Raw genomic sequence first — 13,467 nt, forward strand, 5'->3', positions numbered from 1 at the left:
CGGGTCTGTACCACGCTTCGCGTGGTACAACCAGTGATCGGCTTCGCCGATCACTTGACAGCGTTTCACGTTGTCTGCTATATGCCCCCGCTTCGCGGGGGCTGGTGATCCGCTTCGCGGATCACTGATTTTGTCTGCGGATGAGAGATGGAAGGTGGTTACGCACCGCCAAACCGTGCACCCCCTCCATTTGGGCATTTCCGCAGCTCAGGGCCACTTTGGCCCGTCGCCGGTTGGTTTCGGGTCTCTGCCTGGTTACCGGCACCGCCAAACTGTGCACCCTTTTTCCACAGCCTGGAAATCGAACAGCGGGTGGGGGGTGCACAGTTTGGCGGTGCCGGTCTGACCTGTGTGTATAGGTCGTTTCTTGCCTGGTAGTTGAAAACGATTCCCATCCATTGTTCGAGTAAGGGGTGCAAGTAAACATCTGACCCTTACTCAAATGGGGTGCATCCAGTGGCGGTTCCGGCGCGATCGGGCCGTTGTTGCAGGTCAACGCCGTAACCGCCAAAACGTGCACCCCTTTCCCACAGATGCCTGTGGATAGCCGCGCGCCAACGTGTGACCGCCAGGAGGCCGCGGAGTCGCTCCCGTCGGGAGCGGGGCCCTGGGGTGGAGATCGTTCGCGGGAGGAGCGTACAGCCCGCCTCTGCCCCCTTCTTGTCGGTCGGTCACATCGGGGGCGTGTCGGATGGGTTGATCCTGCGGCCGGCCGCGCGAGGCCCATGGGACGCGAGCGGGAATCGCCATGCAACTTGCAGTGCAACTTGTAGTTGGAGTGCAAGTTCGCTAATGTGGGGACCGCACCCCCCGCCGGTAATGCGGCGGAATGATCGGAAGGAATTTTCCCCATGACCACAACCACCGAGGCCGCTACCCCGGTTGCAGGCGTTGCGCTGGCCGCAGTGCTCAAGGCAAGCGCAACTGCTGCGGACGCTCTCGCCGAGGCCGAGAAGTTCAAGAACCTGGCCGAGGCATCCCACAGCGCGGCCAACGGCGCGTTGGAGCTGGCCGAGGCCGCGCGCACGCGCGCTGAGGTCGAGGGGGCGGCGGACGACGCCGAGGCCGAGGCCGAGGAAGCGGCAACGGCGGTCAAGAAGTGCAAGAGCGCGGTTGCTCGCGCGGCCCGTGCGCGCACCGCGTGCCGGAAGGCGGCCGGCGCGGTCACCGGTGAGTGCGGAGCCGAGGCGGACCGGGCGGCCGAGGAAGCTGGGGACGCCGTTGACACGGCGCGGGAAGCGCTCGGCTCTGCGGAGGAAGCGGCCGAGGCCGCGAAGGCCGCGGCTGAACTCGCGCGGACCGAGGCCGACAGCGAGTGCATGCGGTGCGCTGAGTGGATGTGCGCCTGCCGAGAGATCATGTGCGCGATCCTCGCCCGGAGCGGGTCCGGAGCGGTGCGCACCGTCGATGCCGAGGCGGTCCGCATCGGCGAACTGATCATGGCCGAGGATGACGAACTCCGGGCCGCTGGTCAGATGATGCTTTGCGGCGCATGGGCCGAGGCGGAGGAACTCATCACGCGTGCCACCGAGGCGCCGGCCGAGGCGGAGGAGCGGCGCGCGGCAGTCCGCGCGACCGAGGCCGCGCAGACTGCCGCGGGTCCGACGCCGGTTGCTACGGCCGAGGGCCGCACGGTGCGCGAGTGGAAGGCCGAGGCTGGCAGTCACGCGGAACGCGCAACCGAGGCGTACGAGTGCAGCCGCGCGCTTATGGATGCTCTGCGCAAGCGTCTCGGCGGATGGCTGCCGCTCTGCGACGTTCCGGCGGACGCGTCCGTCGGTGCCGAGCGTGCGGACGTTGTCCCCGGATGGGTGGACGCGGTTTACGCGGAAGTCCGGGCCGCGGCGCGACGGGTGTCCCGCCGGTCGATTCGGGCCTATGACGCGGAGTGTCACATCCGGTGGGACGTTGACGGGGAAGAGACCACCGACCCTGCCCGCGCGGCCCAGTGGGCCCGTAGGGCCGAGGCACTCGCCAACGGGTGCGAGGCAGACGCGCGCGCCATGGCCGAGGCGGTCGCGTGGCATGAGGTGACGCAGGAGCGCGCGGACACCATCAGGCGCGCTGAATACCTCGTGGAGGACGCGGAACGGGCGTACGAGAGCGCGCAGCGTCCGGGAATGTGGAAAGACAGCTACGGCCGGAAGGTGGGCACTACGTCCGCGCTGCGGTCCCTCTACGTCTCCCGTACGGCACTGGCCGCGGTGAACGGGTCCCCGTTCGTCGCGGTCCCGGACATGACCGACACGGGGACCGTGCGCGGGTGGAACGTGCTGGAGTGCTCCCCCCATCGCTACCTCGGCACGGTGACCCGTACGGTTCATCGCGCCCAGTGTGAGCAGAACGCCGAGGCCGAGGCGTACAGGCTCAACCGCGCGGCGGAGTATGACCGGACCATTGCCCGGATGCGGGACGACGTGAACGCCATTGACGCCGTGTGGGCCGATGACGCAGACCGCGGCGCGGTCCCCGTTTCCACCCGTCGGTGGGATGAGGCGACCCGCGCGACGAACGGCGCAGCGCCCGGCACCGAGACCCCCGATGCAGCCGCGCCGGCTGTGCGGGCGCCGGCCCTGACCCTCGTGGCCGCCCCTGTTGCCCGGCCCCTGTCGCGTCCGGCGCAGGCGGGGGGAGTGGGGGGAGTCTGCGCAGGTCACAGGGCACGACAGGACGCCGCGCGACAGGCCGCGCGACAGGCCGCGCGACAGCCTTCCAGCGGTGCGAGGTGCTTGATGTCAGCGGGCGGGAGGCGCGGGCCTCCCCGTGCTCCTGGCCCTAGGGTCAGGGGGCTGAATCCTCCTTGGGGCGCCGCGGGAGTCATTCCTGAAACTTGACAGGGTCGCGTCAAAACAGTGAAAGGGGAGCCGGCTTCCCGGCCCTCGCGGTGCCCTGCTGTGGGACCGTGCCGACATGAATTCCAGCCCGACGCCCGCACCGCTCACGGCGCACGATCTCCCGATTCGCGTCCCCCTGATCCATGGGGAGGCGACGGCCTCGTACCTGGCCCGCACCTCGACCGCCAACGGCCTACCCCTCCCCGTGCTCCTTGCCGCGATCGGAGACGCCCCCCTCCCCGACGAGGGCCTGTTGCCCGAGCGCGAGGAGATCCTCCTCTCCGCCCAGGCGCTCGCTCGGCTGGCTGCACTGGTCGAGCGGGAGCCTGACCAACTCGCCCGCGCACTACCCGGCGCCCACGCTGGTCGCCTCGTCTGCGAGCTGCGCCTCGAACTGTGGCCGAGGGACCTCGCAGCCCTGCCGCTGCCGGCCTGCCCCCTGTGCATGGAGCCGGGGGCGTGGCTTGCCGCCGAGGGGCACCGGTGGCGGCCGTGCGGCTGCGGCCGTCGGTGGATGGCCGGGGACGATGGCGGATACCTCATCGACACGGGACCGGTTCCAGAACTCGGGCGGGCTCTGGTGCAGCACCGCGAGCTCGTGCACCGACTGGGGCCGGTCGGTGACGCCCTCGTCGCGGACGCGCATCAGGTCATGCTGTGGTGGTGGGTCGGCGGGCAGTTTTCCGCCGAAGCGTGGCACGCTCGCGAGGACGCTCTCGGCATGTCCCGGCACCGACGCCGCGCGGCACCCGCAGTCGTCTACCCCGAGGCCGTCGCGGTGGCCGAACTCATGTGGAAATGGGAGGAGCGGCGCAGAAGGCCCGGGGCCTCGTTCGAGGGATGGGTCGAGAGTGTCGGGCGGCTCAGTCCTGCCGGCGCGCTGGCCAAGCGGGAACGTGTGCCGCTCAAATACTGGTTGGAGCAGCACCGGCCGGAACCGCCAGGGAAGCCGAAGGGCCTCACCGCTGTGGAGCGCCGCTGGAATCGGCTTCCGGACCTGCACCAGCGCCAGCCGCCCACCGATCACGGGCCGTTCCGGACGCCGTCGTGCCTCATGTGGGTCTACGGTCTCCCTCTCACTGAGACGACGACCGTGTGCCCCCGCTGCAACGGCCGTGCCCCGAGCTGCCGATGGGTGGCCTACCCCGGGTGTATCGGCCTGCCTCGGAAGTAGGGGCCCGTGAGCCCCGGACGACGTCGAGCACCAGGAGGCGGGAGTCGTCCACCCCGGGCGGAACTTGGCCGGGCCCTTGCCGTTCCTTGGGAAATCCGCTGGCTCCGGCGCAGCATCGGTGACAGGGTCGTATGCCCCCAGTTCATACAGCATGCGCAGCCGTCATAACGACTGTTCGCGAGGGGTGCACGGTTTGGCGGTTCCGGTCCCACCAGGGGATATGCAGGGATGTCCGGCTCCGCGTTCGCCGGACTGCGGTAGGGGGTGCACGGTTTGGCGGTTCCGGTGTACTGGGGGTGCACGGTTTGGCGGTTCCGGTCCCACCTGCGGTTTTCCCGTCCCACTGTTCCCGCAGTGGCGCCGGAGGCCTGAGCGTGGCGGTTCCGGTTCCTCATGGTTCCGGCGAGCGGCAGACTTGGGGCGCATCGACCGACATCAGGAGGGGACACCGCGCATGGCTGACGCCGTAGACGCTGAGGATCGGAGCACCGCACGCAGGGTGGTCACGGAGGAGCAGTACCAGGCAGCCGTCAGGGAAGCGGGCGCCATCCTCTCGCGGGCTGGTGCGTTCGCCGGTGAGGAACCTCTCGCCGACGCCGTGACTGCCGTCCTGGCGGCGGTGGGTCTCCTCGTGCCGCCACCCGAGCCCGAGCTCGATACCTGTACGGCGCAGTTCCCGGACGAGCGCGGCGACTGGTGGCAGTGCCTCGAAGATCCGGGCCACGAACCGGCAGAGGGACACGACGCCGGCGACTGGTCATGGTCCGACGATTCCCCCGAGGCGGTTCCGGCCCGCGCCTGACCCCCACCCGCATGCGCACGGCCCCGGAGCTCATGAGCTCCGGGGCCGTTGCCTTCTCGCTCGCGTTTTCTCTCCAATTGGAGAGAAAACGCGCGGGGCGTGCCTAGTCGCGCCACACGCCGGGAGGCGTGTCCTCCTCCGGGAGGTGCTTGTCGCAGTAGTAGGCGGTTCCCTGCTGGGGGTCTTCCACCTTCCAGGTGGTGAGTTCCGCGCACGGTTCTCCCTCGGCCGGGGCCGGGGTCGCACAGTGGGGGGTCCAGTCGCTCCCCTTGGCGGCCGGGTGGCCCTTGATCCGGCGCTCGGCGGTCCGGGTGGCCTTTGCTCGCGGGTTGGGGCGCCACGTGAAGCGGGCCACGCCGCGGCCGGCTGTCTCGGTGTGCCGGTCCTCGATCCGATCCGAGAGGACGCTCAAGGAGCTTGCTCCTTGGTCCGTGGCAAGCTCGACGACGAGAGCGAGAACGTCCGAGGTATCCAGTGGGACGCGGTGACCGAGGGACAGGAAATCGGCCCACTCCCCCAGCTTGGCCGCGACCTCGGCGGGGACGACGGCCGCGATCCGTACCGGTGCAGCCTTGGCTGCGGGCCCGTCGTCGCCGGAGGCGGGGCCCTTGGGTTCCTTCTCGATTTCCTCTCCAATTGGAGAGGAAATCTTCGGAGGGGCCGTCATGACGCGGCGGGTCGTGTCCCGTACGACCTGGGCGGCTTCCTCGGGGTCCTCAGGGAGCTCGGCGGGAAGCTGCTTCCGGATTTCGATGATCACCGCCCCCGTGACCTTCTGTCCGCCCTCCCCGGCTGCCTTGTCTGCGCTCTGGTAGAGCTCTATGGCCGGGCGCCTACCGAGGTCCTTCTCAACCTTCCGGAGGTTGCGGACGTGATGCTCCGAGGGCGTGTTCGTGCCGGTGGCCGCGGCGACTGCCAGGGCCAGGGGCGCGCCATCCATCCACCGGCGGACGTGTGCGGGGCTCTTGCCGGTGACAGATCGGGCGTACTGGTCGAAGGTCAGGTTCTGGTCACGGTGGAACTTGCCCTTGGCTGCCAGAGTCAGGGCCTTGCCGATAACCCAGATCGCTGCGTCACCGGCCGCGAGCGCGGACCGGATCACGCCCTCGGTCAGGTCCCGCTGTCGAACCTCGGTCTCGCTCAGGGGCGAGCGGTCCCCCTCGGCGACGTCTGCGACGTCATCGAGGTCCGGGAGCTGGTCGGCGAGCTCCCGGACGCCAGCCACGGCCGACGACATGTCGGGCAGGTGGGCGGCGGTGTTCTTCACCGCGCGACCGCCCTTGCGGGCCCGGTTGAGGATGTCGGCGCGGTTCGTCGTCTGCACCGTCACGCGCTCGCCTCCCGGGCGAGCTCGGCGGCGAGGAGGTCCATGGGCGAGCCGGGGATGAGCTTGGGCTCCAGACCGTAGGACTGTCCGTAACCGTCCTGAGCGTCCACTCGCGGGACACGCGTCTTGAGCACCGTGAAGCCGGCGCCCGTCAGGTCCTTGTATGTGTCGTCAGCCGCCTTGGCGGAGGCGTTCGTCAGGGTCAGACAGATGACGAGGCGTGGGACGTGTGCGCCGACCTCTTCGAGGTGGTCGATGGCGGCCAGGACGGAGCCGGCTCGGTTGAGCTCCATGCGGGTCGGAGGCAGTGTCAACACCGCCAGGTCGACGCCCGCCAGGACCGCGAAGTGCATGTTCCCCGCCTTGCGGTTCCACGCTCCGGTGTCGACGGCGAGGAGGCCGGACTCCGGGGTGTACTTCACGAGCTGGTCCCGGACCTTGGACCGGTTCGGCGCGGGGTACACGGGCCCGCCGAGGTCCGCCTCGTCTGCCCAGTCGATCAGGCTGCCGTTTTCCTCGTCGCCGGGCTCGTCGGCGTCCATGGCCGACCCCGGGATGCCAGCGTCGTTCCAGTGCTTGAGCATGTGGGCGATGATCGTGCTTTTGCCGGTCCCGCCCTTGCCGATGAAGGCGAGTCGCCGGCCCTGCTGGGGGATCACCACGGCGGGTGAATGTGTCGTCATACGGGAGACGGTAGTCCTTGATCACGCCGATTCATGCACGCTTTCCCACTCGGATGGGGGAGTGCGGAAGCATGGCGGCGCTCGGGTCTCTCAACCCCCTTACGAACTACGGGAAGAGTGGAGATCGACGATTTCGCTGACCCGACGGAAAGACGGGTGGGGCCCGGCGCGACTGCGCCGGGCCCCACCCGATGTGCCTCCGAGCCGCTACTCGCCATCACGGACGGCGTCGCGTCCCTCCTTGATGAACCGACCCGGGTTGACGTCCTTCGATGTCGTATCCCGGTACCACTGCATGGGCTGTACGCCCTCCTGCTTCATGAAGCCAGGGTTCGGGCCGAGGCGGAACCCGCCAGGGAGCGGTTCCCCGTCCGGCTTGCGCGGCACCAGGGCGCGAGCCGTGGGATAGGCCGAGGCGTACAGGACGCAGTCGGCCAGAACGGCAAGCGGGACGGCGCCGGTCGCGAGCCACGTCTTGACGATCTTCCGGTGTTGGCCCGTGCGCGAATTGCTGATGACTGCGGCGCGGATGTCCGGTCGCCACGTCGGGCGCTTGAGGGCGGGCCAGGGGGCATTCCTCCCCTCGCGCCTCCCCTGAGGCCTCTCCCTCATCTTGCCGATTCCGCCCTTGGCCACCTGCTTGATGGCCGAGAGGAGAGCGACGGACTCGGGGTCACGCTCGCGGATCGCCGCCATGGCCGCGACGTACTCCCCCTCATCCATTCCGTCCGTGACGCCGAGGTCCGCGAGGGTGTCCATGTATGCCGCGCGCAGTCGGTTATGCCACAGGTCGAGGTATCCGCCGGCTTCCGGGCGCAGCCATGCCGCGAGCGGTTGGACGTCGATACCGAGCTCGACCGCGTAGGCCACCGTCGGCGTCGCGTACCAGGCCGGGCCTGCCGGGGCCTTGCCGTCCGGAGTGAACGGGCTCGGGATCCGCGGGTCGAGGTCCCGCCACTGCTTGGTTTGGAGATCCTTAGCGCGCAGCGTCAACCCGGAGAAGTCGCACAGCCAAGCGCCGGGGATCTTCTTGTCGAAGCTCGGGCCGTCGGTGTAGACGGCCTCACTGAGGCCCACCGTCAAACGGTTGGAGGCTGCGAGGAAGGCGACGTTCGTATCGATGCCCACCACGTGGGGGAGCGCGGCCTCCTGCTCGGTCGGCTCCCGGTACCAGGCGAGGGCCTCCTCGACCAGGACGTGCGCCGGGCTCCTCGACTCGTCGCGGGTCCGCTCGGCGGCGAGGGGGTGCTCGTCCGGCGCCTCGGGCGGTGCGGGATCGACGGCACGCGAAAGGGAGCCCGCCACCGGCATGCGGTGGGGCCGGCCCGTCCCGCGGTTGAACACGAGCTTCGTGGGCGGCCGGACCGCCTCCATCAGGCCGATACTGCACCCGGCCGTCGAGCCCGTCGGGCTGATGACCCGCTCGGCGAACAGGCCGAGCGTGTACGCCAAGGCCGAGGGGGCGGCGGCCACGTCCGCGATCCCGCCCCACCGCATGTTCGTGTCGAACGCGCCCCACACCACGGACGCGACACGAACCTCGGTGCGCCCCCGGTACAGGAACGTCCACGGGCCGACACCCGCCCGGCTGTGCGTCCATCCGGCCTCGGTCAGGGCCTTGACCGCCGGGTGATCGTCCGGCACTCGCAGGCGCTTGCGATCGTCCAGGCGCGCCGGCAGACCGAGGAATTCGGTAGCGGACTCGGTCAGTACTAGGAGGGGACCCGAGTCCTCTCCGTCCTGGCTGAGCTTGGGGGCGCCGAGGCCCACGGCGAGCGCCCACTCGGCGGCCGTCGCGAGGTCGACAACTTCGGCCGGTACGTCGGTGCGCTGGACGTCGGGCCGATGCGCGACGAGAACGCCGGCGGTGGCGTCGAGGACGACTAGGGGTGCTGTGTACGTCGTCTCAGTGGTGGCGGTCATCAGCGGTAGTCCAGTTCGATGTAATCGACGTCGCCGAACTCGACGTCGAGCCGTTCGGTATCTGTGCCCGGCATCCGGAAATACTCCTCGGCGAGGCCTTGGCCGATCAGCCTCTCGACCTCGGCCTCGTCGTTGGCGCGCAGAGCCTCGAACAGGCCCGGGATCAGGTGATCCGGAACGTCCTCGGTCAGCCGCCGCCACCGGGGGTCATCCGTCGATCCGGCGTCCGCCGAGAACCCGAACTGTGCCCGCGTCTCCACCGTGAGCCCGCGCTCCCGCGCGCGCTTCTCAGCCTGCGCCCTCACACGGGGCTGATGTCCCTTCGATACCTCTTGTTCAAGGCGCTTCAAGGTCTCCGGCTTGCTGTTCTCGATCTTGCGGTCACCCTTGGCGATGCGCTGTACCTGACGCTGTGAGACCCCGAGTCGCTCGGCCACCTTCTTCGTGTTGCCCTTCTCGCTCCGCATGAGGGCGTTGAACCGACCGCGCTCGGTCTTGGGGATGTCGCGGGTCTGGAACCGCGCTTTGATGGCGTCGAAAACCTTGCCCATGGCTGCAACTCCTCTCAGGTCAGGCGGTGCGGGTGCGGTGGATCGGGCGCACGGTGCTCGTGTCGTGCACCGTGCCGGCGTTCAGGCAGTACGTGCCGCCACACCAGAGCTTCGAGCCCTCCGGCTTCGTCGTCTTCACGGCGTCCTTGCACGTCCAGCAGGAGCCCACGCGAGGCGCTCCGGCGCCCGTGAACATGTGCTGTGCGGGGATGAGGTAGCGCTTACCGCGCAGCTTGCCGAGGAGCTTGTGCAGGTACCCGCTGGGGTTGAACGCGTTACGGTCCTCGGAAGCGTCCAACGCTTTGAGAATCGCCTCGTCCGGCCACCCCGCGCGCAGGACGAACCCGACCGCTTCCGCAGCGAGCTCCCGCTCGGCCTCGGTCACCCCGACGAACCAGCGGACGCGGTCGATGACCGCCGCCGCCCTGGCTGGGACTTCCGCCCGCTCTGCGTCGTTGAGGGCGCGGGCGTAGAAGCCGGACATGAGGGTGAAGTGCGCGGGCTTGGCGCCGTTGAAGACGCCACCGCCCGCCGGGATGCTCGCGCTCCGGAACCGGACGAGGTCGAAGTCGACCAGATGCGGCCGGTGACGTTCGACGGACCGCACGGAGACCCCCGCCATGGCGGCGAGTTCCTTGACGTCGACCTGCCCATCCCATCCCCAACCGGCCAATGCCACAAGGCACTTGGCGCATGTCGGGTCCGGTGCGGTCACGCTTGCGGCCCACGCCTGCGCACCGGGGAGCACCGGCTGACCGACTCCGCTCAGCGGAGTGCGTCGATCGGCGTCGATACGAGAGTGTTCGAACAGGTGCCGCAGGTGAACTTGGGTCGCGCGCTCCTTGAGTCCGGCCGCCTGGCCGATCTCCCGAGTGGTGATCTCCGCCTCGGGGTCGCGGATCTGTCGCTCCTCAAGAGCGGCGAAAACCTGACGGCAGCGGGGGCAGTCGTCCGGGCTGATCGCCCGATGTTGTGCCACTGATCGGCCTTTCCGGCTGCTGCGGTGTGTCCCCGCGATGTCCGTGGGTACACTCGACAGCAGACCTATTGAGCGGGTCACGAGAGGCCTCACGGGGCGGGAGCTGGTAACTCCCGGTAGAACCCCCGGCGGGGCCTTTCGCATGCAATGGGTCGGTTGTGCGCGATCACGGACACCGTCCGTGATCAAGGTCAGGCAGTGAAAATCTGCTGCGAGCCGCCGATGAGCGCGGCCCGCCGGACGGCGGGGAGCTGCTCAACGGCGTACGACGGGCCGCACAGGAGGTCGGGCACCGGGATGCCGTAGTGCGCCGACAGTCGGTCGACGTCTTCGAGGGACCAGGAGGCCCCGCCGCTCTGCTTCCGGCTGACCGCTCCTTGGGTGATCCGCAGCCCCCGGGCGAGAGCGGTCTGATTCTCTCCAGTGGCCTGCAAGAGCGCAGCCACGGTCACGCGGAGCATCTGCTCGCTGCTCATCCCCGCGGGCTTACCCCTGGTCATATGTCGTTTCCTCACTGCTTATGATCTTTGCTCATATTGGCAGGCAGGGAGGCGCGGCCGCCTGCGCCGCGCCGATCACTGCATACTCTTGCATGGTTGGAGCTCGACTACAAGTCTCGCTTGTAGTCGCCCCTCCGACGTGTCATCCTCGGGGCATGACCAACACACCTACCCTCGCCGCCCTGCGCGCGGCGGCCGAGAAGTCGGCCAAGAAAGCCGAAGAGGACAGGGGCGCGCTGATCGCGGCGGCGGTCGCCGAGGCGGTTACGTCGACGAAATACGGCCACCTCTCCGCCGTCGCCAGGGAGGCCGGCATCGTGAGCCAGTACCTCCGGGAACTCGTCGAGGAAGCGCATCCCGGCTGGCTCGCGCGAGCGGCCGAGGAACGCGAGGCGGAAAAGGCCAGTCGGCCCAAGGGAAGGCGCAGGGCGGCGGCATGACGCCCTGGGTCGAGCTGGGTCCCGCGACAGAGTCAGTGCTCCGGATAGCCGGCCCCGTGGTGGGGCTTGCCGTAGTGGTCTTCGTCGCGTTCTCTGCCTGGATGCGCCGGGAGATCGGCCGCGCGATCACAGTTCTTGTCCTCGGGGGATGCGCCGTGTCCGTGGCCATGTTCGCGGGCCCGGACTTGGTGGCGGCCATCACGGGCGGGGCGGACCCGTCCGGAGGTGCCGCCAGCAGTAGCGGAACGGGCTCGACCGGCAACAAGGCAGACGACAGGTTCCCGTTCTGGCTCCTCTGGTCTGCGCTCGGCGTCGCCGCCGCGGCCGGGGTCGTGGGCGCAGTGGTCGGACTCCTGGGCCGTCGCCGCCGTCGTGGGGTTGCTGGCCGCGCGCGGGCTGCCGCCGAGCTCGCCCGCCGCCAGGCCATCAAGGCCGATCACGACGAGGTCCGCGAGGCGTACGGGAAGTACGCCGCCGATGTCCTTGCGTTCCTGGACCGGCCCGCCCTCGCCGACGTCACCGTCCCCCGCACCGTCGCATTTCTGCACGCCATGGATGCCGCAGCCGACGCCCGGCGGGGCGCCGACCTCGACGCCTACCGGCGAGCCGTCAGCACTTTGAAAACCGCGTGGCAGGCAGCCGACGAACACGCCCGCAAGGCCGGTGTCCATCACCTGCCCGAGTCGGAGCGGGCAGCCATCGCCAAGGCGCGCGCCCTCCTCGAAATCGCACTCGACGGCCGCGGCGCCGAACACGAGCGACAGGCCGCGTACGCCAAGGCGCGCACCCTCCTCGACGGGGTGGTGACCATCCCCCGGCAGGCCGCCGCGGAACTTGAGCCGCTGCACCGCCTCACCTTGACCGCAGGCAAGCACGGGAAGGGCGTCACCGTCGAACCGCAGCCCTCGGCGGCCTTGTGGCGGCAGCAGTGCAGCACCCCGGAGGAACTCGGCGCGTCGCGCCCGCCAGCGGGGTACTGGGCAAAGACCGCCTAGGCGGAGCGCTCCGACTTAACGTGAACGGGCCCTCGCACCAACCGGTGCGAGGGCCCGTTCACGTTGGGTCGTGGTGGTTCTCAGGGAGTGCGGGCTCCGCCTGTCGCGCCCGGGATCCCGCTGTCGCCTGCAAGGGGGCGGCGCTCCTCGGTGTGCCAGAAGAACGTCACGTACTGGCGGGTGGGCGAGCCGGAATAGCTGATGTCCACGCTCGCCCCGGCCACGGAATACGGGGAGTGCCCCGGCATCTCGACCCGTACGAGCTCGGCGCGGGGCCAGGGCACGGGTGCGTCCCGATCGGTGTATCCGCCGAACTCCTCCCGGCCGCCGTCACGGACGAGGAGGTCGGGGTCGTCCAAGGTGACGGTTTGCCCGCCTGCCACTGTCACGAAGGCGGGTCGGCGCGCGGGCCATGGCGTGCAGAGCTTGCCGTTCGCGCGGAGCCAGAGGGCGACCTCGGCCCGAGCGAACAGGGGATTCCTGTCGGTGCCGGCGGTCGGGGCGGGGAAGCCGGCTGCGTGGCGGCGCCAGTTCGCGGCGGCGGCTCGGCCCACTCCGGCGATCCGGCCGACCCCGGCCAGGTTCACCGCCTGGTGGTCCTCGGCGGTCACCGTCGCAAGCGGGGATCGGCTCCCCTTGGCGGCGGTGCGCAGGGCGGACCAGCTCACCTCGGGGTAGACGGCCGGGAGTAGCCCGACATCAGCGGCCCGGTACAGGGCCACGGTGACGGGGCCGCCCTGGGAGCTGGGATAGCGCACCCGCACCGTGCGGGTGGCCGTGATCCAGCCGAGGCGCACCATGTGGTCGAACTCGACCCGGCGCACCCGCAGTCGGGCGGCGGCCTGGTCCGGGCCCAGGAGGACGAGGTCGGCCACCATGCGGGCCAGATCCCTGCGGGTGACCAGGGCCTCGACCTGGACGGGGTGGAATGACGGCCGCTTCGGATCTCCCGAAAGGTCCGCCAGTAGCCCAGCCTCCGTGAGCTCTGCCGCCGTCGAGAGGTTCACCTCGATCTCCCAGCACGCCAGAGCATCGGTGAGGCGCTGCACGACCTCGTACGCCGGTACCGGCTCGGCGGACAACCCCGCCTGTACCGCGGCGGCGTCGATCGCCTCCACCGCCGCCCGCGACCACGTGCCAGCGGCCAGGTCGGGGCCCGGTACCGCCCCGGTGTGCACCGCCCACCGCAGCGCCGCCCGCGATACCCGCAGGCGCCCTGCGGCCTGTCCCTCGCTGTACTCCATTCGCATTCCCATCGC

At 69.8% G+C, this 13,467-nt stretch carries 11 protein-coding genes and 1 pseudogene; 5 read left to right on the forward strand and 7 right to left on the reverse strand.

Going from position 1 to position 13,467, the window contains the following annotated elements:
• Positions 1–851 precede the first annotated feature (851 nt).
• The 3 genes from OTB19_RS31855 (at position 852) to OTB19_RS31865 (ending at position 4,810) form a co-directional block, all read left to right on the forward strand.
• Entirely contained in the window at positions 852–2,834 is a 1,983-nt protein-coding gene (locus OTB19_RS31855) for a hypothetical protein (RefSeq protein WP_267802152.1), read from the forward strand.
• Between the two features lie 76 nt (positions 2,835–2,910).
• The gene (locus OTB19_RS31860) at positions 2,911–4,008 is read left to right on the forward strand and encodes a TniQ family protein (protein ID WP_267802153.1); all 1,098 of its coding nucleotides are present in this window, start codon (positions 2,911–2,913) and stop codon (positions 4,006–4,008) included.
• A 454-nt stretch (positions 4,009–4,462) separates the two neighbouring features.
• Entirely contained in the window at positions 4,463–4,810 is a 348-nt protein-coding gene (locus OTB19_RS31865; RefSeq protein WP_267802154.1) for a hypothetical protein, read from the forward strand.
• Positions 4,811–4,913: 103 nt separating this feature from the next.
• Here OTB19_RS31865 and OTB19_RS31870 read toward each other — a convergent pair whose 3' ends face one another.
• The 6 genes and pseudogenes from OTB19_RS31870 to OTB19_RS31895 all read right to left on the reverse strand — a co-directional run bounded on the left by OTB19_RS31870 (position 4,914) and on the right by OTB19_RS31895 (position 10,773).
• Positions 4,914–6,140 carry a hypothetical protein gene (locus OTB19_RS31870; protein ID WP_267802155.1) on the reverse strand — a complete coding sequence of 409 codons (1,227 nt, stop codon included), beginning with the start codon at positions 6,138–6,140 and terminating at the stop codon, positions 4,914–4,916.
• On the reverse strand, positions 6,137–6,820 hold the full coding sequence (locus OTB19_RS31875) for a hypothetical protein (protein ID WP_267802156.1): 684 nt from the start codon (positions 6,818–6,820) through the stop codon (positions 6,137–6,139). Before OTB19_RS31875 ends, OTB19_RS31870 begins: the two co-directional genes overlap by 4 nt.
• 207 nt (positions 6,821–7,027) lie before the next feature.
• Positions 7,028–8,788 (reverse strand): annotated as a pseudogene (tap, locus tag OTB19_RS31880) (telomere-associated protein Tap); the annotation flags it as partial.
• The gene (gene tpg / locus OTB19_RS31885) at positions 8,743–9,294 is read right to left on the reverse strand and encodes a telomere-protecting terminal protein Tpg (RefSeq protein WP_267802158.1); all 552 of its coding nucleotides are present in this window, start codon (positions 9,292–9,294) and stop codon (positions 8,743–8,745) included. The pseudogene tap and the gene tpg, both read right to left, overlap by 46 nt.
• A gap of 19 nt (positions 9,295–9,313) precedes the next feature.
• On the reverse strand, positions 9,314–10,273 hold the full coding sequence (locus OTB19_RS31890; RefSeq protein ID WP_267802159.1) for a hypothetical protein: 960 nt from the start codon (positions 10,271–10,273) through the stop codon (positions 9,314–9,316).
• Positions 10,274–10,464: 191 nt separating this feature from the next.
• A complete protein-coding gene (locus OTB19_RS31895; protein WP_267802160.1) occupies positions 10,465–10,773 on the reverse strand; it encodes a helix-turn-helix domain-containing protein in 309 nt (102 codons plus the stop codon).
• Positions 10,774–10,928: 155 nt separating this feature from the next.
• On the opposite strand from OTB19_RS31895, the gene OTB19_RS31900 reads away from it, so the two are divergent.
• Positions 10,929–11,213 (forward strand): hypothetical protein, encoded by a 285-nt coding sequence (locus tag OTB19_RS31900; RefSeq protein ID WP_267802161.1) that lies wholly within the window; start codon positions 10,929–10,931, stop codon positions 11,211–11,213.
• A gap of 155 nt (positions 11,214–11,368) precedes the next feature.
• Complete coding sequence (locus tag OTB19_RS31905) at positions 11,369–12,208, forward strand: hypothetical protein (RefSeq protein ID WP_267802162.1); 840 nt, start codon at positions 11,369–11,371, stop codon at positions 12,206–12,208.
• Between the two features lie 80 nt (positions 12,209–12,288).
• On the opposite strand, the gene OTB19_RS31910 is transcribed toward OTB19_RS31905, so the two are convergent.
• Positions 12,289–13,464: a hypothetical protein gene (locus OTB19_RS31910; RefSeq protein WP_267802190.1), complete on the reverse strand. Its 1,176-nt coding sequence runs from the start codon at positions 13,462–13,464 to the stop codon at positions 12,289–12,291.
• Between the last annotated feature and the right edge of the window lie 3 nt (positions 13,465–13,467).

This window comes from Streptomyces sp. H27-H5 (genome assembly GCF_026627505.1).
GTDB lineage: Bacteria > Actinomycetota > Actinomycetes > Streptomycetales > Streptomycetaceae > Streptomyces.

Excerpts from the sequence above, each read along its gene's own strand:
- OTB19_RS31855 (WP_267802152.1), top strand. The coding sequence starts at position 852 with ATGACCACAACCACCGAGGCCGCTACCCCGGTTGCAGGCGTTGCGCTG.
- OTB19_RS31900 (WP_267802161.1), top strand. The coding sequence starts at position 10,929 with ATGACCAACACACCTACCCTCGCCGCCCTGCGCGCGGCGGCCGAGAAG.
- OTB19_RS31865 (WP_267802154.1), top strand. The coding sequence starts at position 4,463 with ATGGCTGACGCCGTAGACGCTGAGGATCGGAGCACCGCACGCAGGGTG.
- OTB19_RS31895 (WP_267802160.1), bottom strand. The coding sequence starts at position 10,773 with ATGACCAGGGGTAAGCCCGCGGGGATGAGCAGCGAGCAGATGCTCCGC.
- OTB19_RS31875 (WP_267802156.1), bottom strand. The coding sequence starts at position 6,820 with ATGACGACACATTCACCCGCCGTGGTGATCCCCCAGCAGGGCCGGCGA.
- tpg (WP_267802158.1), bottom strand. The coding sequence starts at position 9,294 with ATGGGCAAGGTTTTCGACGCCATCAAAGCGCGGTTCCAGACCCGCGAC.
- OTB19_RS31910 (WP_267802190.1), bottom strand. The coding sequence starts at position 13,464 with ATGGGAATGCGAATGGAGTACAGCGAGGGACAGGCCGCAGGGCGCCTG.
- OTB19_RS31860 (WP_267802153.1), top strand. The coding sequence starts at position 2,911 with ATGAATTCCAGCCCGACGCCCGCACCGCTCACGGCGCACGATCTCCCG.